17 protein-coding genes are annotated in these 19948 nt (G+C 68.7%); 13 read left to right on the top strand and 4 right to left on the bottom strand.

Annotated elements, in window-relative coordinates:
• The first annotated feature begins 17 nt into the window (after positions 1-17).
• The 10 genes from QHF83_RS21560 (at position 18) to QHF83_RS21515 (ending at position 11821) form a co-directional block, all read left to right on the top strand.
• Positions 18-2048 carry a beta-ketoacyl-[acyl-carrier-protein] synthase family protein gene (locus QHF83_RS21560; RefSeq protein WP_282419773.1) on the top strand — a complete coding sequence of 677 codons (2031 nt, stop codon included), beginning with the start codon at positions 18-20 and terminating at the stop codon, positions 2046-2048.
• The gene (locus tag QHF83_RS21555; protein WP_272419575.1) at positions 2045-2347 is read left to right on the top strand and encodes an acyl carrier protein; all 303 of its coding nucleotides are present in this window, start codon (positions 2045-2047) and stop codon (positions 2345-2347) included. The genes QHF83_RS21560 and QHF83_RS21555 overlap by 4 nt, the downstream gene beginning before the upstream one ends.
• Positions 2334-3383: a glycine cleavage T C-terminal barrel domain-containing protein gene (locus QHF83_RS21550; RefSeq protein WP_282419772.1), complete on the top strand. Its 1050-nt coding sequence runs from the start codon at positions 2334-2336 to the stop codon at positions 3381-3383. Before QHF83_RS21555 ends, QHF83_RS21550 begins: the two co-directional genes overlap by 14 nt.
• Positions 3380-4129 (top strand): glucose 1-dehydrogenase, encoded by a 750-nt coding sequence (locus tag QHF83_RS21545; RefSeq protein ID WP_282419771.1) that lies wholly within the window; start codon positions 3380-3382, stop codon positions 4127-4129. The genes QHF83_RS21550 and QHF83_RS21545 overlap by 4 nt, the downstream gene beginning before the upstream one ends.
• A gap of 2 nt (positions 4130-4131) precedes the next feature.
• The gene (locus QHF83_RS21540; RefSeq protein ID WP_282419770.1) at positions 4132-5094 is read left to right on the top strand and encodes an ACP S-malonyltransferase; all 963 of its coding nucleotides are present in this window, start codon (positions 4132-4134) and stop codon (positions 5092-5094) included.
• Positions 5091-5705 carry a hypothetical protein gene (locus QHF83_RS21535; RefSeq protein ID WP_282419769.1) on the top strand — a complete coding sequence of 205 codons (615 nt, stop codon included), beginning with the start codon at positions 5091-5093 and terminating at the stop codon, positions 5703-5705. Before QHF83_RS21540 ends, QHF83_RS21535 begins: the two co-directional genes overlap by 4 nt.
• Positions 5702-7132: a hypothetical protein gene (locus tag QHF83_RS21530; RefSeq protein WP_282419768.1), complete on the top strand. Its 1431-nt coding sequence runs from the start codon at positions 5702-5704 to the stop codon at positions 7130-7132. Before QHF83_RS21535 ends, QHF83_RS21530 begins: the two co-directional genes overlap by 4 nt.
• A 117-nt stretch (positions 7133-7249) precedes the next feature.
• Positions 7250-9778, top strand: a complete 2529-nt coding sequence (gene leuS, locus QHF83_RS21525; protein WP_282419767.1) for a leucine--tRNA ligase — start codon at positions 7250-7252, stop codon at positions 9776-9778.
• A 17-nt stretch (positions 9779-9795) separates the two neighbouring features.
• Positions 9796-10416 carry a penicillin-binding protein activator LpoB gene (locus tag QHF83_RS21520; RefSeq protein ID WP_282419766.1) on the top strand — a complete coding sequence of 207 codons (621 nt, stop codon included), beginning with the start codon at positions 9796-9798 and terminating at the stop codon, positions 10414-10416.
• Between the two features lies 1 nt (position 10417).
• On the top strand, positions 10418-11821 hold the full coding sequence (locus tag QHF83_RS21515; protein WP_282419765.1) for a hypothetical protein: 1404 nt from the start codon (positions 10418-10420) through the stop codon (positions 11819-11821).
• On the opposite strand, the gene QHF83_RS21510 is transcribed toward QHF83_RS21515, so the two are convergent.
• Together QHF83_RS21510 and QHF83_RS21505 are read right to left on the bottom strand one after the other, a co-directional pair.
• Positions 11822-12649, bottom strand: a complete 828-nt coding sequence (locus QHF83_RS21510; protein ID WP_282419764.1) for a class I SAM-dependent methyltransferase — start codon at positions 12647-12649, stop codon at positions 11822-11824.
• A complete protein-coding gene (locus tag QHF83_RS21505; RefSeq protein WP_282419763.1) occupies positions 12646-13338 on the bottom strand; it encodes a hypothetical protein in 693 nt (230 codons plus the stop codon). Before QHF83_RS21505 ends, QHF83_RS21510 begins: the two co-directional genes overlap by 4 nt.
• A gap of 155 nt (positions 13339-13493) precedes the next feature.
• Here QHF83_RS21505 and QHF83_RS21500 point away from each other — a divergent pair, with 155 nt between their 5' ends.
• A complete protein-coding gene (locus QHF83_RS21500; RefSeq protein ID WP_282419762.1) occupies positions 13494-14297 on the top strand; it encodes a hypothetical protein in 804 nt (267 codons plus the stop codon).
• 71 nt (positions 14298-14368) lie between these two features.
• On the opposite strand, the gene QHF83_RS21495 is transcribed toward QHF83_RS21500, so the two are convergent.
• Both QHF83_RS21495 and QHF83_RS21490 read right to left on the bottom strand, forming a co-directional pair.
• A complete protein-coding gene (locus tag QHF83_RS21495) occupies positions 14369-15064 on the bottom strand; it encodes a response regulator transcription factor (protein WP_282419761.1) in 696 nt (231 codons plus the stop codon).
• A gap of 89 nt (positions 15065-15153) precedes the next feature.
• Positions 15154-17556, bottom strand: coding sequence for a hypothetical protein (locus tag QHF83_RS21490; protein WP_282419760.1), 2403 nt, complete (start codon positions 17554-17556; stop codon positions 15154-15156).
• Positions 17557-17952: 396 nt separating this feature from the next.
• On the opposite strand from QHF83_RS21490, the gene mgtE reads away from it, so the two are divergent.
• Together mgtE and ssb are read left to right on the top strand one after the other, a co-directional pair.
• Positions 17953-19341, top strand: coding sequence for a magnesium transporter (mgtE, locus tag QHF83_RS21485; protein WP_282419759.1), 1389 nt, complete (start codon positions 17953-17955; stop codon positions 19339-19341).
• A 93-nt stretch (positions 19342-19434) separates the two neighbouring features.
• The coding region (gene ssb / locus QHF83_RS21480) for a single-stranded DNA-binding protein (RefSeq protein WP_282419758.1) at positions 19435-19948 on the top strand (514 nt) is incomplete at its 3' end.

Raw genomic sequence — 19948 nt, 5'->3', positions numbered from 1 at the left:
GCGGCATGCTCTCGCCAATGCAGAGCCTCCCGGTTGCGATCACGGGAATGGGCGCCGTCTCGGCGCTCGGCGCGACCGCGCCTGCGTTGTGGGCCGCCATCGAGGAGGGCCGCGACGGGATTCGTCCGATCGAGCGGTTCTCGACCGAGGGTTTTTCCGTCTCGCTCGGCGGGATGGTGCCGGGGGCGGTCTCCGGTGATCCATGCGTCACATTCGCGACGACCGCCGCGCGCGAGGCCCTCGCGAATGCCGGCTTGCAGATCGGGCCGGGCGGCATGGCGGCGCGCCGCGTGGCCCTCGTCCTCGGCACGAGCCTCGGCATTCACGTGGACGGCCTGCACCTCGTCGCCGCGGAGGTCGCGCGTGCCCTCGGGATCGAGGGGCCGACGCTCACCGTTTCGACGGCGTGCTCCTCCTCGACGAACGCGATCGGGCTCGGCCGCGATCTGCTCGAAGCGGGGCTTTGCGATCTGGCCATTGCCGGCGGCACGGACGAGCTCACGCCGGAGATTTTCGCCGGCTTTCACGCGCTCGGGCTGCTTTGCACCTCGAAATGCGCGCCGTTCAGCGAGCCCGTGGGGACCACGCTGGGCGAGGGCGCGGGGTTTCTGGTCCTCGAACGCGGTGACGAGGCCCGGGCCCGGGGCGCGCGGGTGCTCGCGACGATGCTCGGGTATGGCCTCTCGGCCGACGCCTATCATCCGACCACGCCCGACCCCACGGGCGCCGGCGTCGCGCGCGCGCTGCGAGGCGCGCTCATCGATGCGGGGATGGAGGCCGAGGGTATCGATTACGTGAATGCCCACGGCACGGGCACCGCGGCCAACGACGCCGCCGAATACCGCGCCATCGAGCAGGTGTTCGGCGAACGTGTGGCGCGTTTGCCCGTGAGCTCGACGAAGAGTTTTCTCGGCCACGCGCAGGGCGCCGCGGGCGTGCTGGAGCTCATCGCGACCCTGTGTGGCATGGCAGAGGACAAGATCCCTCCCACCTTGCATTACGAAAAGCCGCGTCCGCGCTCTCCGGCCGATCCGGTGGCCGGCGACCGGCCCCGCGTGGCCCGCGTCGAGCGCGCGCTCTGCAACAACTCCGCGTTCGGGGGCGCCAATGCGGCCGTGATCGTGGGCAGGGCGGAACACGTTGCGCCGAGACAAACCGCGGCCGAAGTGCTGGTCCTCGGCGCCTCCGCCGTGGGCCCACACGGGATGGATCTCGACGCGCTCGGGGCCGCGCTCGCCGCGAATGTCCCGCTCCGCCGCCGCGCGCCTGCATTTCGCATCGAGAGCCTGATTCCCACGGCGGATGGCCGCGGGATGGATCCTGCCTCGCGATACCTCTCGGCCGCCGCGGCGCTCGCGCTCGCCGACGCGGGAATCACGCTGCGCGGCGCGAAACGCGAGCGGGCGGGGCTCTTCGTCGGCATGACGCGCGCCTCGACCGAGAGCGAGCGCGAATTCAGGGACAGCATTCGCGAGCGTGGGCTCGCGCGCCTCTCGGCCACGGCGTTCACGCGTATGGTCCTCAATGCGTCCGCGGGGACGTGCACGAAGCTCTGCGCGCTCAAAGGCCCGACGACGACGCTCACCACGGGCGAAGGCAGCGGCCTCGTCGCGCTCCTTTACGCGGCCATGCACCTCTCGGCGCGGCCCGACGTCGATCTGCTCCTCGCGGCGGGCGTCGACGAGCGCGTCTCCGCCGAATCCGAGGCGCACGAGGGAGAAGGCGCGGCGTGCCTCGTCCTCGGCAAAACACCCGCGCAAGACGCCTCGAAGGCCGTACGCGTCGCGGGATTCGGGCTCGCCGGCCCGGGCGACGTGGAAGGAGCCACGCGCCTCGCGATTCGAATGGCCGGGATCGACGCAAAAGACATTTTCGTGGCGCCGGACGTCACGCCCGTGCTCGGCCCCGCGCCGGCGGCCGCGGCCATGTTCGCCTGCGCATTCGCCGTCGCTTCGATCTTGCGGGGGACCTGGGAGCACGTGCTGGTCCCCGACCCGGGCGGCACCGTCGCGGCCGCCGTCGTCTTCAGCCGAAAAGGAGCCGCATGAACCCCGAGCTTGCCCGGTACATCCAGCGTCGCGAGCGTATCCTCGACAAGGTACGCACGATCCTCGTCGAGCGCCTGCACGTGAGCCGCGCGCCCGACGAAATCGACCCCGACGCGCCGCTCTTCGGCACGGGGCTCGGCCTGGATTCGGTGGACGCGGTCGAGCTCCTGGTCAGCATGGAATCCGAGCTCGGCGTGAAGCTGCCCCACGAAGGTTTGTCGCGGCCGGCCATGCGCACGGTGAATACGCTGGTCGACCTGGCCCTCGCCCACGGGAGGACGGACGATGTCGATGGATGACGAGATCCGTGCCTTGCGCACGAGCGTGGCGCTCGCCGCGGGAGATCACGTCACGTGCCTGCGCATCGAGGGCGAAGGCGCATACGAGGCGCTCGATCACGTGGTCGCCTGTGATCTCTTCCTGCAGGACGGCCAGATGCGCCCGAGCCTCCTGCTCGACGAGGAGGCCCGCCCGTTCGCGGACATTCATGTGGCCCGCGACGACGAATCGTTCTTTTTGCTCGCCGAAGGGCCGTCCCCCGAGGAGCTCGTCGCGTTCCTGGAAAAACGTTTTCCGGTGGGTGTCGATGCGACTGTCGAGCGATGCGACGGGACGCTGCTCTCGTTACACGGGCCGTATGCCTGGGAGCTCTGTACGGCCGTGCTCGGCCCCGACGTCGGGAGCCTTCCGTACCTCGCGTTTTACCGCGCCGACGACGCGGTGTTTTTCCGGTCGGGGAAGACCGGCGAGTACGGGTATGATTTGCTGATCCCCACGGGCGAAATCGAGACCGTGCGCGAATCGTTCCTCAGGGAGGGCGCGGCGTTCGACCTCGCGCTCGCGAGCCTGCCCGCGCTGGAGCAATGCGCGCTCGAAAATGGCTTCTTCAACATCCGGCGCGAGGGCCGGGCCGGCCTCTCGCCGCTGGAGCTCGGCCTGCAATGGCGCGTCTCGTACCGCAAGGAATACGTGGGCTCCGCTGCGCTGCGAGCGCGACGCGAGGCGGGCGCAAAGGCGCGGGTCGTGTGGGCCGTCGCCGGCGCGCCCGTGGCCGAAGGGGACGAGGTTTTTCTGGACGAGCGACGGATCGGCCATGTCCTCGTATCGGGGTTTTCGGTCATCCGCGGCGAATGGGTGGCGCTGTTGCTGCTCGATCGGCCACATGCACATGCGGGCATCGATCGTTATGAAGTCCAAAGCGCGGGGGAGCGCCGGCCGATCCGCACCGTCTCGGCGCCGCTCATCAACAACCGCAGCCTGTACGTGAGCCCGCAGCGGCATAGCTACCGGCACCGGGACGAGGCGAGAATGCCGCCGTTCGTGTTGTCTCTATGAATGCGCGATTCGAAGACAGCACGGTGATCGTGACCGGCGCCTCGCGGGGGCTCGGCCGGAGCATCGCGACGGCGTTCGGCGCCGAGGGGGCGTTCGTCTTCGTCGGATACCGGTCGCGCGAGGACGAGGCGAAAGAGACGCGGTGTGCGATCGAAGAAGCCGGCGGCCGCAGCGCGTTGCTCGCGATGGACGTCACGAGCGCGGCGTCGATGAACGCGGCCGTGGAGCACGCGCTCGCCGCGCGGGGCGCGATCGACGTGCTCGTGAACAATGCCGGCGTCGCGGCGGACGAGCTCTTTCCGCTCATGGCCGAGGAGAGCTGGGACGAGGTGATGCGCGTCAATGCGGGCGGCGCCTTTCACGGCTGCCGCGCCGTCGTGCGGCCGATGATGGCGAAGCGGCGGGGCGCGATCGTCAACGTCGCCTCGGTCGCGGGCCAGCACGCGAGCCCGGGGCAATCGAATTACGCGGCCTCGAAGGGCGCGATCCTCGCGTTCACGCGCACGCTCGCGGCCGAGCTCGCGCCGCGCGGGATCCGGGTCAATGCCGTGGTACCAGGGCTGCTCGGCACGGGAATGGCAAAGCGCCTGGACAAACGGATCGCGGACAAGGCGCGCGCCCAGATTCCGCTCGGGCGCTTCGGGACGGGCGACGAGGTCGCGCGGGCGGTCCTGTTTCTGGCCTCGGAGGAGGCCTCGTACGTGATCGGGCAGGCGCTCGTGGTGGATGGGGGCCTCACGTTGTGACGGTGGCGTTTCTGTTCCCGGGGCAGGGCGCGAAGGATCTCTTCGCCGCCACGCAATTCGCGGCGAGCGAGCTGCGCGGGAGGGAGATGCTCGATCGCGCGGCAGAGGCGGCTTGCATTGCGACGGCCGATCTCCTGGCGAGAGGCGGACGCGCTCTCGAACACACCGAGATCCAGCAACCGGTGGTCACGGCGATCGGCCTTTTCGTGCACGCAGAGCTCGTCGCCGCGGGGGTCGAGCCCGACGTCGTGGCAGGTCATTCGCTCGGTGAGCTTGCGGCCTGGGCCGCGACGGGCGCGATCACGCCCGAGGATGCGATCACGATTGCAGCGCTCCGCGGGCGGCTGATGGCGAAGGAGGCGGCGCGGCACCCGGGTGCGATGTTCGCGTTCTCCGGACTCTCGACGAGCGAGAGAGGGATCCTCCAGCGCGCGCTCGCGCGTTGCGGGCTCGAGGTCGCCGCGTCGAATACACCCGATGAACTGGTCGTGAGCGGCGATGAGAAAACCATTCACGTCTTGCTGAAGACCCTGGAGGATACCCTCGATGCGTTCAAGGTCGACCATCCTGACACACGGTTCCGCGCGCGACGTTTGCCCGTCGCCGGTCCCTGGCACAGCGACTCGATGAAGGACGCGGTCCCCGAGCTCGAAGCGGCGCTCACGCGTGCGAGGCGCGGGGCCATGCAGGTGCCCATGGTGCTCAATGCGACGGGAAAACTCGCCGAGGAGGAGGGGCTCGTGCCGGGCCTGCTCGCCGGCCAGCTCGTCCATACCGTTCATTGGACCGACGTCATGGCGACCCTCAAAAACCGCGGTGTTACCGATTTCGTGACCATGGCGCCGGGGGCAGTGCTGCGATCGCTCGTCCGGACGAACCTCGGCGCCGAGGTGCGGGTCCACGCGACCGAACATGCGACCGACATCCGACGCACCGTGGACGCGCTGCGGTGGAGCCTCTCATGAAAACGAGCGCCCGTCTGTCCCTCGGCGCGGACGTCATCAACCTGCTCATCCCCCACCGTCGCCCGTTCTCGATGGTCGACGTGATCGAATCGTACGAGCGAACGCCGCGGCCGACGTTGCGCGCCGCGCGCTGCGTCTCGGCGAACGAGCCCGTCTTCGAGGGCCATTTCCCCGGCCTGCATCTCTGGCCCGGCGTGTACACGATCGAGGGGCTCGGTCAGAGCAGTAACCTCCTCGGCATCATCGCCGCGTATCAGGATGCGTGGGAAGCGAAGGGCCACGATCCGAACGAGGTGATCGAGGCCCTGCAAAATCTGGCGCTCGGATATCGGCTGCAACCGGGGTACAAGCCCGAGGTCTCGGCGGCGCTCGTCGAGTCGCTGAAGGCGCATTCGAATCTGCACGTGGGAATGAGCGCGTCGGTGGACGTGAAGTTGCTCCAGCCGGTCTTCGCCGGGCAGCGGCTCGAGTACATCGTCTCGCAATCGCATCTCATGGCAGAGCTCGCGCGGTACGAGGTCGAGGCCCGCGTGGAGGGGCGCACGGTGGCGAAGGGCGTGATGACGAGCACGCGAAGCATCCCGCCACTGCCCGCGCCGATCTTCGGATGAAGCTCGTCGCCCTCTCGCTCGCCCTGCTCTTTTTGGCGGGCTGCGGGCCGTCCGTGGTTTGGCTGGGCCATAGCCCGGATCGGAGGCATCACATCGAGGTGCTGGAGAGCGCCGGCAAGCAGCGGGTGCGCGTCGACGGCGTGGACGGCGCGGAATATCTGGGCATCGGCATCGAATCGATCGTCTGGAGCGCGGACGGCCGCCGTCTCGCCTACCCCGCGCGCCGGGAAAAGGGCTGGTCGCTCGTGGTCGATGGGCGGGCGGGCCCGACGTTCGGCGGATTGGGCGAGGTCGTGCTGAGCCCGGACGGCACGCACGTAGCGTATGCGGCGCAGCGTAAGGGAGCGTGGTTCGTGGTGCTCGACGGAACGGCCGGGCCCGCATTCGATGCCATTCTGGAGGGCACGCTGCTCTTTGGACGCGGCGGCCGCTTCGCTTATGTGGCGCGGCAAGGCGCCTTCGTCCGCGCAATCGTCGACGGCACCCCCGGGCCGCGCTACGACGGCATCGGCGCATTGCGGTTCAGCGACGACGGCGCCGCGGTGGCGCACGCGGGGCGGCGCGGCGAGGAGGCGTTTTTCTGGATGAACGGGCGTGAATCGGCGCCCGCGGAGGCGATCGCGCACCTCGCGCTCGCGCCGCACGGGGGTCGATTTGCGTATGTGGCGAAGCGCAACGGGCAATGGCGCGTGACCGTCGACGGCGTCGAATCCGCGCCGTATGCCCGCGTCTCGGAGGTGCTGTTCAGCGACGACGGCGCGCACGTGGCGTATGCCGGAAAGCGCGCGGACGGCGAGGTCATCGTCCTCGATGGCGTGGAGGGCCCGCCCTACGAGGAAATCGCGCCCGGGAGCCTGGTCTTCGGCGGCGAAGGTGGGCGCCTGGCCTATGCGGCGCGGCGCGGGCGCGATTGGCACATCCTGGTGAATGGGGAGGAGGGCCCGGCCTATGACGCGGTGGATCAGCCGGTCTTCGCGCGGCGCGGGGCGAAATTCGGATACGCGGCCGCGAGCCGCGGGGCGCGATTCATGGTGATCGACGGGCGCGAGCAGAGGCCCTTCGCATGGGCGGGCGATCTGACGTTCAGCGCCGACGGCCGCTACCACGCATACCTGGCCGACGACGGTGAGCGAATGCGGGTGATGCACGACGGAGCGGCGACCTCCTTCGACAGCGTGATCGCCGGGACGCTCGTCCACGCGGAGGAAGGGCCCGGCTGGGCTTGCCTCGTGGTCGACAAGGCGGCGCGGAAGCTGTTCATCGTGATCGACGGCGCGAAAAAGAGGCCCCTCGACGCGGAGGAGCTGGCCGCGGCGATGACCCAGCCGAGGCTCGAAGCGCGGATCGCGCGAGCAAAGGACGCGGAGATCTTGCGGCGGTGGGTGGCGGCGGAGCTTGCCCTGGCGAGGCCGTCGCCGTCGCGTTGAGGCTGTCCGTCGCTTGCGTCCCTACCGCCCCGTCTTTCCCGCTTCTCTCGCGCGCGGCGCCTCCGGGCGCCCGCCCGCTGACACACGCGCCGTGTCGGTGCTAATCGTACGTTCGCCATGACGTCCCCCACCACGAACCCGACCTCGCCGAGCACGCCTGCGGACGGCGCTCCGGCTGCGCAGGAGCCAGCTCGTTACGTTCACGCCGAGGCCGAGCCTCGCTGGCAGCGCTTCTGGGAGGAGACCGGCGTCTTCCGCGCCGTTCGCCACGAAGGTCGGCCGAAGCGCTACGTGCTCGACATGTTCCCTTATCCCTCGGGCGCGGGCCTCCACGTCGGGCACCCCGAGGGCTACACGGCCACCGACATCTTCTGCCGGTACAGCCGCATGAAGGGGTACGACGTCCTGCATCCGATGGGCTGGGACGCCTTCGGCTTGCCCGCCGAGCAGTACGCCATCCAGACCGGCACCCACCCCGCCGAGACCACGCGCAAGAACATCGACACCTTCCGGCGCCAGCTGAAGATGCTCGGCTTCAGCTACGACTGGGAGCGCGAGTTCGGCACCATCGACGAAAACTACGTCCGCTGGACCCAGTGGATCTTCGTCAAGCTCTTCGAGCGCGGCCTCGCCTATCAGGACAAGGTCCTCGTCAACTGGTGCCCCGCCCTCGGCACCGTCCTCGCCAACGAGGAGGTCATCGATGGCAAGAGCGAGCGCGGCGGTCACCCGGTCGTCCGCACCCCGCTGCGCCAGTGGATGCTGCGCATCACCGCGTACGCCGACCGCCTCGCCGAGGACCTCTCGCTCGTCGACTGGCCCGAGGGCACCGTCAGCATGCAGAGGAACTGGGTCGGGCGATCCGAGGGCGCGCTCATTTCGTTCGACGTCCAAGGATTCGAGGGCGCGAAGATCGACGTCTTCACCACGCGCCCCGATACGCTGCTCGGGTGTACCTACGTCGTGCTCGCGCCCGAGCACGCGCTCGTCGAGAAGATCACCTCGGCCGACAAGCTCCCCGCCGTCCGGGCCTACGTGCAGGCCGCCGCGAGCAAGAGCGACCTCGACCGCACCTCGGAGAAGACGAAGACCGGCGTGCCTACGGGCGCGATGGCGATCCACCCCCTCACGGGCCAGGCCGTGCCGATCTGGGTTGGGGACTACGTCATCGGTAGCTACGGCACGGGCGCGGTCATGGCCGTCCCGGGCCACGACGAGCGCGACTTCGCGTTCGCCAAGGCGTTCGAGCTGCCCGTCATCGAGGTCATCAGCCCCGACGGCAAGCTCCACGATTCGCTCGACGCGGCCTACGTCGACGAGGGCATCCTCGTGCGGAGCGGCAAGTTCGACGGGATCAAGTCGACCGACGGGAAACGCGCCATCGTGGAAGAGCTCGTCCGCCTGGGGAGAGGCGCGCCGAAGATCACGTACAAGCTGCGCGACTGGGTGTTTTCCCGGCAGCGGTACTGGGGCGAGCCGATCCCGGTCTACTTCCCCGTGGAGATGAAGGATCCGGCCGGCGACCCGCGCAAGGGCGACGAGCATGTGATCCGCTACGACAAACCCATCGCGGTGCCCGAGAACGAGCTGCCGCTGCGCCTGCCCAATCTCGTCGACTTCCGCCCTGGCGAAGACCCGCAGGGCCCGCTCGCCCGCGCCGTCGATTGGAGGTTCTTCCAGAAAGACGGGCAGTGGTACGCGCGCGAGACGAACACGATGCCGCAATGGGCTGGCTCGTGCTGGTACTACCTGCGTTTCGCCGATCCGAAGAACGACGCCGAGCCGTGGAGCCAGAAGGCCTACGACGATTGGATGCCGGTCGACCTCTACATCGGCGGCGCCGAGCACGGCGTGCTGCACCTGCTTTACGCGCGCTTCTGGCACAAGGTGCTCTTCGACATCGGCAAGGTGTCGCACCCCGAGCCGTTCATGAAGCTCGTCCACCAGGGCATCATCCTCGGCGAGGACGGCGAGAAGATGTCGAAGGCCCGCGGAAACGTGGTGAACCCGGACGACATCGTGAAGGCCTACGGCGCCGATTGCCTGCGCCTCTACGAGATGTTCATGGGCCCGCTCGAGGCGGTCAAACCCTGGCAATCGGCGCAGATCCAGGGCGTCGTCCGCTTCCGCGACCGCATCTACTCGATCCTCACGGGCAGGCCGCTCGTCGACGCCATCGACGACGCCACGAAGCGCCTCGTGCACAAGACCATCAAGAAGGTCACCGAGGACATCGAGTCGCTCTCGTTCAACACGGCGATCTCGGCGATGATGGTCCTCCTGAACCACCTCGGCTCGCTGAAGGAGCTGCCGCGCGAGGCTGCGAAGGGCCTTTTGCTCTGCGTCTCGCCGTTCGCCCCGCACGTGGCCGAGGAGGTATGGCGCTCGTGGGGCAACGAGCGTTCGATCGCGCTCGAAGCCTGGCCGACGTTCGATCCGACGCTCTGCGTCGACGACGTCATCGAGATGGCCGTGCAGGTGAATGGCAAGGTCCGCGGCCGCGTGACGCTGCCGGTCAAGGCCAGCGAAGACGAGGCCCGTAACGCCGCGCTCACAGCCGAGGGTATCTCTGCGTTCACGACCGGCAAGACCCTCAAGAAGTTCATCTACGTTCCCGGCAAGATCGTGAATCTCGTCGTCGCCTGAGCGTCACATCACCACCCATGAAAAACCGAAGCTTCCTTCGCCTCGTCCCCGCCGTCGCTTTCCTGCTCGCGCCGCTCGCCGTCGGTTGCGCGAGCGACCCCGTGTTCGTCCGCGGCTCGGAGGTCGAGGGCCTCGACGACCCGCCGATGAGCACCGGCATCGACAAGCGCGACATGGAGCAGCTCCTCCACGAGAACATGAAGCATCTCGTGGCCTCGCCCCTCGCCAAGGCCTGGGCCGACACGGGCGACAAGCCCACGCTGGCGATCTTCCCGATGATCAACGAGACGAGCCAGCACGTCGACAGCCAGCTCCAGGCGGTGCTCTCCGACGCCGAGACGTTCATGGTGAACTCGCAGCTCGTCACGGTCGTGAGCCGCGAGCGGCAGAACCAGATGATCGCCGAGGTCGAGCGGCAGAACGGCGGCCAGTTCGATCCGAACCACGCGGCCCAGTACGGCCGTCAGCTCGGCGCGAAGTACTACATGACCGGCAAGGTCTACACCTCGGACGAGCGCACGGCCGGCGGTCGGCGCGTGCAATACTTCATGTTCATGCAGGTCATCGAGACCGAGACGAGCGCGGTCCGTTGGCAAAACAAGGCGGCCTTCACGAAGGCCCTCATCAACCAGGATTGACGTGCGCCCGCTCCTCGGCCTCCGGCGCGCCGCCTGCGTGATCACGTTCGCCCTCGGCGCGCTCGGAAACGCGGGCTGCGCCGGGCACGAGGTGCGCGTCCGCGACTCGCTCGCGGCGCTCGATCGTGGCTCGATGGAACAAGCCGTCGCCGTGCTCGATCGAGAGCTCGGCGTGAAGTCGCCGGGCGAGATCCCGCCCGTCAAACAGGACGAGGCGCTGCTCCTGCTCGACCGCGGCAGCATCCACCTCGCGATGGGAAAGTACGAGCAGGCCTCGCGCGACCTCGGCGCCGCGGATCAGGCCATCGAGGTGCTCGACCTCTCGACGAGCAAAGCGGCGGACCTCGGCCGCTACGTGTTCTCGGACGACGCGGGGCCGTACAAGGCGCCGGCGTACGAGAAGCTCCTCTTGAACACGCTCAACATGCTGAGCTACCTCGCGCGGCACGACCTCAACGGGGCGCGCGTGGAGGCGCGGCGGCTCGCGGTCATGCAGAAGTACATCGAGAGCGTGGGCGACGAGGGCGCGCTGCTCGGGCTCGGGAGTTACCTCGCGGGCTTCACGTACGAGAAGTCGAAGCAGCGCGACGAGGCGCTCTTGCATTACGACGAGGCGCTCGAGTTCGCGCGGTACAAGTCGCTACGCGATCCGCTGCGCACGCTGACGCGCGGGCAGAAGACGACGATCCACGAGGCCATCGACGCGCTCGTGGAGGGCGCGGAGCCGCTCGCGCCGGTGGAGGAGACGGGCGAGGCGGAGTTGCTCGTCGTCGTAGGGTTCGGGCGGGTGCCGCCGAAGACGCCGGTGCGGATCCCGATCGGGATGGCGATGCAGATCGTGGGGCACGAGCTGTCGCCGATGGAGCGCCGGGAGGTCGATTCGCTCGTGCTTCAGGGCGCAGTGGCGTGGATCAACTATCCCACGCTGGGTCAGGGCCGCGGAGGCTACGAGACGCCGAAGGCCTCGATCGGCGAGGAGATCTTGCCGCTGGAGCAAGCGCTCGACGTGGAAGGCGAGGTGCGCTCGGCGTGGCACAAGCGCGAAGGGACGCTCGTGCTCGCCGCGATCACGCGGCTCCTCGCGCGCACGGCGGCGAGCGTGGCCGTGGCCGGCGCGACGGCGGCCGGGATCAACGCAGCACAGGACGAGCGGCAGCGGCGCGACGGGAGCGCGGAGGCCGTGGGCTTGCTGCTCGGCTTCGCCACGAGCCTGACGATGTCGGCGCTCGACACGCCCGACACGCGGTCATGGACGACGCTGCCGGCGCGGATCGCGATCGCGAGGACGCGTGTCCCCGCGGGGAAACACGCGGTCACGATCGAAGCGCGGGGGCAGCGCAGAACGTTCGACGTCAAAGTAGACGCGGGCGGCTGGGCGCTCGTGCCGTTCTTCGTGCTGCGCTGACTACTCGAACCTTCGCCCGCTCGCGCAGCCGATGTTGACCGTGAGCTCGAAGGAGCCCTCCGACCAGTACTTCGTGATCGCGTCGCTCACGTAGCGGAAGCCGGCCTCGACGCCGCCCGGGTCGGCTTCGAGCAGCGCGCGCATGTCGGGGAAGACGATCATCTGCGCGATCGGATCCTCCAGGAACTCCTTGCCGCTGTTGAAGGCGACGCCGATGAGCTGCACGTCGACGTCGACCTCGCCGAGGCCGACCTTCTCGAGCTCCTCCGAGAGCGACTCGATCGTCGGACGGCTCGCCGCCGCGACCTCCACGGCCTTGCCGAAATCCGCGAGGTCCTGCCGCAACGCGTACTCGCGCAGCATGTCGTAGATCTCGGGGAACGAGCCGCGCACGGGCAGCGCGACGAGGCCCTGCCCGCCCACGACGAGGATGCGACGAAGCTCGGCGAGCAGCGCATACCGCGCCTGCGCGCTCACGACCGGATGCACGAGCAGGCCGTGCGTGAAGGTCGCATCCGGTAGCGGCAACGGCATGCCCGTCGCGAGCTCGAGGCTCACGTTCACGTCCGAGAGCTCCGACGCCTTCGCGCGCGCGAGCGTGAGCGCCTCGGGCGAAGGATCGACGCCGACGATGTTCGCGCCCGGCAGCTTCTCCGCGAGCATGGGCTCGACGTACCCCGTGCGGCAGCCGATGTCGGCCACGGACGCCTGCGAATACGGGATGACCATCTCCACCGCGGACGTGCCGAAATACGCGAGGTAACGCGGAATGACGGACGTGTCGAAAACCTCGGCCTCCGCCCCCGTGAGCGGGGTCCCGAGGCTCACGAAGCTCTCCCGTTCCCGCCGCTCTCTTCGTCGTCCTCACTCACGGCCTCGAGCATCTCGAGCGCCTCCTCGGCGAGCTCGCCGATCGTGACCTCGGTCGTCGCATCCGAGCCGTCCTCTTCGAGCTCGACAGAGCGCGTGTCGTCGACGAGCGGCTCGATGAGCCGCGCCGATGCCGGGTCGCCGATCTGCACGAGCGCCTCGATCGCCGCCGCGACCGCGTCGGCGTCGCCGTGCTTCAGGAACTGGCCGATCACCTTGGTGACGCCGGGCTCGGGGACCTCGGCGAGGATGTACGGGAGCTCGGGCAGCGCCGGCGAGCCAACGGGCAAGCGCTTGAGCGCGCGCTCGACGCCCAGCGCGACCTCCTTGAAGCGCTCGAAGCTGAGCTCCTCGAGCTGCTCGCCCGCGGCGCGACGCGCCTCCGGGTGCTCGGACGAGAGGACGTCGATCATCGCGTCGACGACCCGCGGCCCCTGGAGCTCGCCGAGCAGCGCCGCGATCCGCACGAGCCGCAGCGCCGACTCGTCCTCGTCGCTCTCCTTGAGAGCAGCCGCGATCGCGTCGGTGAGCACGTCGAGGAGCGTACCTTCGGGTTTGTCGGCGAGCTCGTCGTGCAGGCGGCGAACCGTGCGCTCGGCGTCGAAGAGCGCGTTCAGAGACTTTTCGATCGAAGAGCGGTCTTGCACGAAGACAGGAGCTATCAACAGCGTCGCGCTTTCGCAAGCCGAGCCGCCTACGGACGCGCCGCAGGGGCCCCCTGAACGTTCGTAGGGCGCCGTCCCCAGCGGAGCCGCCGTCCTCGGCTCGAACGGCGCCGCGGGCTGGGCTATAGCGAAGGGTGATGCAGCCGCTCGTCCGGGCCGCCGCCTTCGCCGCCCTGCTCGCGGCCCTCGGTGCGCTCGGGAAAACCCCGAGGCCCAAGGCGCCCGAGCCCGCGAAAACGCCCTCCACGGTCGCCCCGGCCGTGGCCGCGTCGTGTGGCCCGCGCACGTTGCCCGAAGGTGACGTGTGCATCCCCCTGCCCCCGCCAGGCCGAGCGCCGCAGCCGGACGGGCGCGAGGCGCTGCCCGAGGGCCCGGAGACCGCGACCGAGCGGAGCACGCTCGTCCCGCGGAGGCCCGAGCGGCCCGCCGAGGTGGCGGCGTACCGCTTCCCGCTGGCGGCCGAGGCAGCGCCGTCGGTGCTCGCGGGGCTCGATCGGCCTTTCGACCTGTCGGTCGAACGAGGCGACGTCGCGCCCGGACCCGGCGCCGTGCTGCTCGATGCGTCGAGTGGCGATGCGGTCGTGGCGCTCTCGCTCGAAGGGCAAGAGGGGCCGGCGGAGGTCGCGTTCGTCGGGGAGATGCTCGGCGAGACGGTCGTCACGGCGCACCTCGTGCGCGATGGAGGCCGGCTGCGGCAGGTGCTCTTCGTGCACGGAAACCTCGATCGTCCGAGCGAACGCGCGGTCGTGGGCGCGCCGCTCGAAGCGGGCGACGAGATCGGCATCATCGGCGACAGCGCCTTCCGCGGTCGCCCCGGCCTCTACCTCGAAGCGCGTCAGCTCCGCGAAGGCACGAGCCTCGGCGGCCTCGACGCCTCCCGGATTCGCGAAGACATCATCAGCGTCCCCGTCGACGTGCGCAACGCACTCCCCCTGCGCTGACCTGTCAGAAAGCACCGCGGGGGGTGTGGGGGGCAGAGCAAGGACCGCAGGTCCGACCGGAGCCCCCCACCTCAAGGCGCAAGCTTGTAGCCGTGCCCGTACACCGTCAGGATGTGCTGCGGTTTGTCCGGGGACTTCTCGACCTTCTTGCGCAGCTTCACGATGAAGTTGTCGACGGTGCGGTTCGTGGGTGAACCCTCGACGCCCCAGACCTTCTGGAGGATCTCCTCGCGCGAGACGGGCTGGCCGACGCGCTCGTAGAGCAGGCGCAGGAGCTCGACCTCGTAGAACGAGAGCGGGCTCGACTTCGAGCCGCGCGCGACCGTGTGGGTCGTCATGTTGATCTTGGCCTGCCCGATCGAGAAGATCTCGGGCGTCGGATCGCCGGGGCCACGCGTGGTGCGCCGGAAGATCGCGCGCATGCGAGCGATGAGCTCGCCCACGCTGAAGGGCTTCGTGACGTAGTCGTCGGCGCCTGCGTCGAGGCCGCGGATCTTGTCGAGCTCCTGGCCACGCGCCGTGAGGATGATGATCGGGATGAACGCATCCCAGCGGCGCAGCTCCTCGCAGACCTTGAACCCGTTCGTGTCGGGGAGCATGAGGTCGAGCAGGATCGCCTGAGGCTTCTCCTGCCGCGCGAGCTGCACGCCGGCGTTGCCCGTGCCCGCCGAGACGACGGAGAACCCCTCGAACTCGAGCGCGTCGGTCAAGCCGAGGACGATGTGGGGCTCGTCCTCGATGATCAGGATCTTCTTTTTCGACGTCACCTCGGGGCGCCGTCTTATCACAAAACGCGACGAGGCCCGATGCCGGGCCTCGTCGCGTTATTGCGTCAGGTCGTCAGGTACGGCCAGGCTCAGCCGCCGCCGGTGTCACCCGAGCAGGTGATGAACAGCGTCGAGCCGGGCTGCGCCTCGCCCGCGCCGACGAAGCGGATGATGCGCTTCTCGTTCGCCGGGCAGTCCTGGACGATCTCGACGTTGCCCGTCGGGGGCGTGGTCGTCCCGTCGACGTAGCACCAGCCGTTGACCGGCTGGCCGTCGAGCTGCGGCTGCTCGACCGCGTCGTCCTGGCAGGCCGTACGCTCTTTACGCGTTTCGGTGTCCTGCGTCTGCGTGATCTCGCAGAAGCAGTCCCACTTGGCCTTGTCGTACGCCGGATCCTCCTTCGCGAGCTCGACGGCCTTCGCCTTCGGGCCCTCGCTCGGGATGTCGGCGCGCGCCGCGTTCGGGTCGCAGACGCAAGCAGCGCCCTGCATGTTGCGCGCCTCGAGGATGAGGCAAGGCACGTTGCCCTCGGCGTCGGGCGTGAGCGTGCGGGGCAGGCACTGGCCCTTGAGGGCGCTCTTCAGGCGGTCGATGATCGAGCCGATGGCCGGGCGATACCCGAAGTCCGGCTTGTCGATGTCGAGGACCGGGTCGATCTTCGAGGGGCACACGGAGGCGACGATGCCCTGATCGCCGAGGTCACGCATGACCTCGAGCGGGCGGACGCCGGGGTACGCCTTCGCGCGGACCTGGAGCGTCGGCGCGTTGTTGTTGTTCGGGTCCTGCTGGCAGAGGGGGTTGTCGTTGGTCGTCTCGAAGCAGTCGCAGGCCGTGAGGTTCGTGTTCGTGCAGTCGCGCTGATCATTGGTGGGCAGCGGGAAGATGCACGCGAACTGGAGGTCGTCGTGCGCGCTGATCGTCCACTCGTGGCCGTTCAGCGGGTTCGCGTTCGGCGTGGAGGCGTCGACGAGCACGTCGCCCGTGATCGGGTTCGTGCCCGTGCGCTTGTCCATCGACTCGATCATGAGCGGATCGAGCGGCTTGCCGCCCGTCTTCTCGCTGCCGAGGATGACGTCCCAGGTCGACTCGCCGCCCGCGCCGATCGGCGCGTTCATCTCGTTCGCGTTCTTGAAGCCCTTCGACAGGTCGGTCTTGTCGCGGGCGATGTCCTGCCAGGGCACGCCGACGATGCCGGCGAAGAACACGAGGCCGGCGTCGCGGATGTTCGTGATGTCGTCCTGCGGGTTCAGGTCCGAGAAGATCGGGTTCGGGACGAGGTCACCCGCGCGGTTCGCGATCTCGGCGGCCGAGAACGCCTGGACGTAGCGGTCCGTCGGGTAGAGGAAGTCGATGCCGAAGCGGCGCTTCTGATCCCAGCAGCGCATGTTGATGTCGTCCTCTTCGACGCCGAGCAGCGCCGGGCCGCCCTGCGGGTTCGTGCAGGTCGGATCGTCGGGGCAGCTCCCCTTGTCCTGACCGCACGACTTGCAGCACGGATCGTTCGGATCCGCCGCGCACTCCTGGCGCGCGCGCGGCATGCGGACGTTCGTCGCGCCGATGCGGAGCTGGCCGACGTAGTAGAACTGGCCGTACTCCTTGATGGAGCAGTCGTTCTCGTCGGTGAGCATGACGATCGCGAGCAGCGAGTCGGGCCGCATGAACTCGGCGCGCTGCTGCAGGAGGACGGTGTCCGTACCGTCGGGCGTGGCGCGGTTGTTGACGACGGAGATCGTCTCGTAGGGCTCGGGGTCCGCGAGGAAGCGGTAGATGCTCTCGAGCTGGGACTCGTACCCGCAGCCGATCTGGCCGGTGCCGATGACCATGTCGCGCAGGTTCTGCTGCAGGTTCGGGATGTCGACCTCGCCGGGCGGCGAGAGCTTCGCCTTCGGATCCCAGGCGAGGAAGCCCTTGTCCGTGCTGCCCGTGCCGTACGGATAGGTGTCGACCGACGCGCCGCCGCACTGGCTGAGGCGCGAGAGCAGGTGACCCTTGTCGTTGTTCGTCGTGTTCGGGCTCGGCGAGCACTCCTTGCTGTTCGCGTCGGAGTTCGGACACGAGTCCGCGCCGTGGCCGCCGATCGAGGAGCTGATGACGCCGATGTGGATGTCGAGGATCGGCTCGAACTCGCGCTTGGTACCCGCCTCGCAGTCTTCGGTCGGGAAGCCCGGCTGCACCATCGCGGGCACGCCGTTGTCGTCGACGCAGCGCGGGTTCACGAGGCCCTTCACGAGGTCGGGCACCGCGAGCGCGAGGATGTTCTGCTTGTCGGCCATCGAGCGCGAGTTGTCGATGGCGAGAAGGATGTCGATCTTGTCGACCGAGCTCTGGGTGAGCCGCTCGACGATCGTCGCCGTGATGCGGGGCTCGACGGTCTCGACGGGCCGATCGAGGCAGCCTGCGGCGCCAGCCGCCGTGGTGGCTACGACCATCGAGAGGGCCGCTCGGGCCGCGCGCTTCCCCAGGAAGCTTTTCTGACGCTGTAAGCCTTTCATGCTGAGCTCCTTAGCCGACCTTACGCTGGGCTCGTCCCAGAAACGGAGTTGCCGCGACGAACGGGACCCATGCTGCCGGGCCCGTCCGTGATCGATGGCCTCGATGCTAGGGATGTCCCGGGAAGGCTGTCAATTCGAGATCCGGCCTAGGAACGGCCCATTTGCACGAAAGCCCGCGATCAGAAGACGATGGTGAGCAAACAACGTGCCCCGTTGGAGGCCTGACTTCCGTGGAGATCCTGCTCTGCCATTTGCCAACTCAGTTGGCACCATGGACAACGAGCGAGCCGGTCCGGGACCGGGAGCAGGAGGCCGGAAGGGCCCTGCCCGCGGGCTTCGTTGCGCCCCCGCGATCCTGCTTGCGGGCGAGCGGCTCCTCTGGCTGATTGGCGCCCGATGATGCGAGTCGCCGTCGCGATGCTGCCCGAGGTGCGAGAGCTCCTCGCCGAAGATCCCGCGCAGATCGGCGCCTTGCTCGAGGAGATCCACGACGAGGACCTCGCCGACCTGCTCGGCATGCTCGAGGAGCACGAAGCGGCCCTCATCCTCAAGACGCTGAAGCCCGAGGAGGCCGCGCCGATCTTCGAGCGCCTCGACGAGGATCAGCAGGAGGCGCTCGTCGAGGAGCTCGGCGTCGAGAACGCCGCGCCGATCGTCTCGGAGATGGCCGCCGACGAGCGGACCGACCTCATCGAGGCGCTGCCCGAGGAGGTCGGCGACAACCTGCTCGAGTCGCTCGAGAAGGTCGATCCCGAGGCCGCCGCCGAGGTCGAGGAGCTCGCGAAATGGCCCGAGGACAGCGCCGGCGGCCTGATGACCACCGACTACGTCTCGGTGCCGCCCACGATCACCGTCGCCGAGGCGATCGAGCGCATCCGCAAGTCCTCCCAGGACGCCGAGACGATTTATTACGTCTACGTACTAACGGACGACGAGCGCCTGCTCGGCATCTTGTCGCTCCGTGATCTCCTGCTCGCCGCGCCCACGGACCGGATCACGGACGTGATGACGGAGAACATCTTCGCGCTGAGCCCCGAGACCGATCAGGAGGAGGTCGCGCGGAAGATGGCGAAGTACGACTTCGCCGCGATGCCCGTGGTCGGCCCCGATCGAAAGCTGCTCGGCGTGATCACGGTCGACGACGTGATGGACGTGCTCACGCAGGAGCAGACCGAAGACCTGCAGCGCCTCGCGGCCGTCGAGCCGATCGAGGAGGGCTATTTCCAGACGACCTTCTGGACGTTCATCCAGAAGCGCGCGCCGTGGCTCGCCGCGCTGCTCGTGAGCGAGTTCATCACGGGCACGGTCCTCAGGCACTACGACGAGATCATCGAGGCAGTCTCGAAGCTCGCCTACTACGTGCCGATGCTCATCTCGACGGGCGGCAACACCGGCTCGCAGTCGTCGTCGCTCATCATCCGGGGCTTGGCCGTGGGCGACGTGAAGCCGACGGACTGGAAGCGCGTCATCGTGCGCGAGATCGGTCAGGGCGTGGTGCTCGGGCTCATGCTCGCGATCATCGGCATGACGCGCATCTACCTCTGGGGCGACGGCTACGCGCTGATGTTCACGGTCGGCATCACGCTGATGGGCATCGTCATCATGGGCTGCACGGTGGGCTCGATGCTGCCTTTGCTCCTGCGCAAGCTCGGCCTCGACCCGGCGACGAGCTCGACGCCGTTCATCGCGACCTTGATCGACGTGCTCGGGATCTTGATTTATCTGAACGTGGCGAAGCTCCTGCTCGCCGAGGTGATCGCGCAGGCCGCCAAGGGCGCGCACTAGCAGGCGACCGAGCCCGACGTAAAACCCTCGCCCTTGACGCGTCGTCATGAACGGGGGACATCCAGACGAGAGGACGAGAGGAAGGACAAGTCGATGGCGGAAGGCTTCAATCGCGTCATGTTGCTCGGAAATCTGGGCGCGGATCCCGAGCTTCGGTTCACCCAGGGTGGCCAGGCCGTGCTCAACCTCCGCCTCGCCACGACCGAGAGTTACCTCGACAAAGACAAGGTCCGCCGCGAGCGCACCGACTGGCACAACGTCGTCGTGTGGGGCAAGCGCGGCGAGGCGCTGGCGAAGATCCTCGGCAAGGGTTCGTCGCTCTTCGTCGAGGGCTCGTTGCGCACGTCGAGCTACGACGATCGCGACGGCAACAAGCGCTACAAGACCGAGGTCATCGCGAACAACGTGATCCTCGCCGGCCGCGGTCGCGGCGCGCCCGCCGGTGACGACATGGGCCCGCCCGCCGACTTCTCCGGTCCGCCCGCGCGCGGCGGCGGCGGCGGCGATTACGGCGACTTCAGCGGCGGTGGTGGTGGCGGCGGCGGTCGCGGCGGCGGCGGCGGCGGCTACGGTGGCGGTCGCAGCGGCGGTGGTGGTGGCGGCGGCG

Origin of the sequence: Polyangium sp. 15x6, from assembly GCF_029960785.1 — a bacterium.
Classification (GTDB): Bacteria; Myxococcota_A; Polyangia; order Polyangiales; family Polyangiaceae; genus Polyangium.
This window is presented reverse-complemented; position numbering and strand designations above follow the sequence as displayed.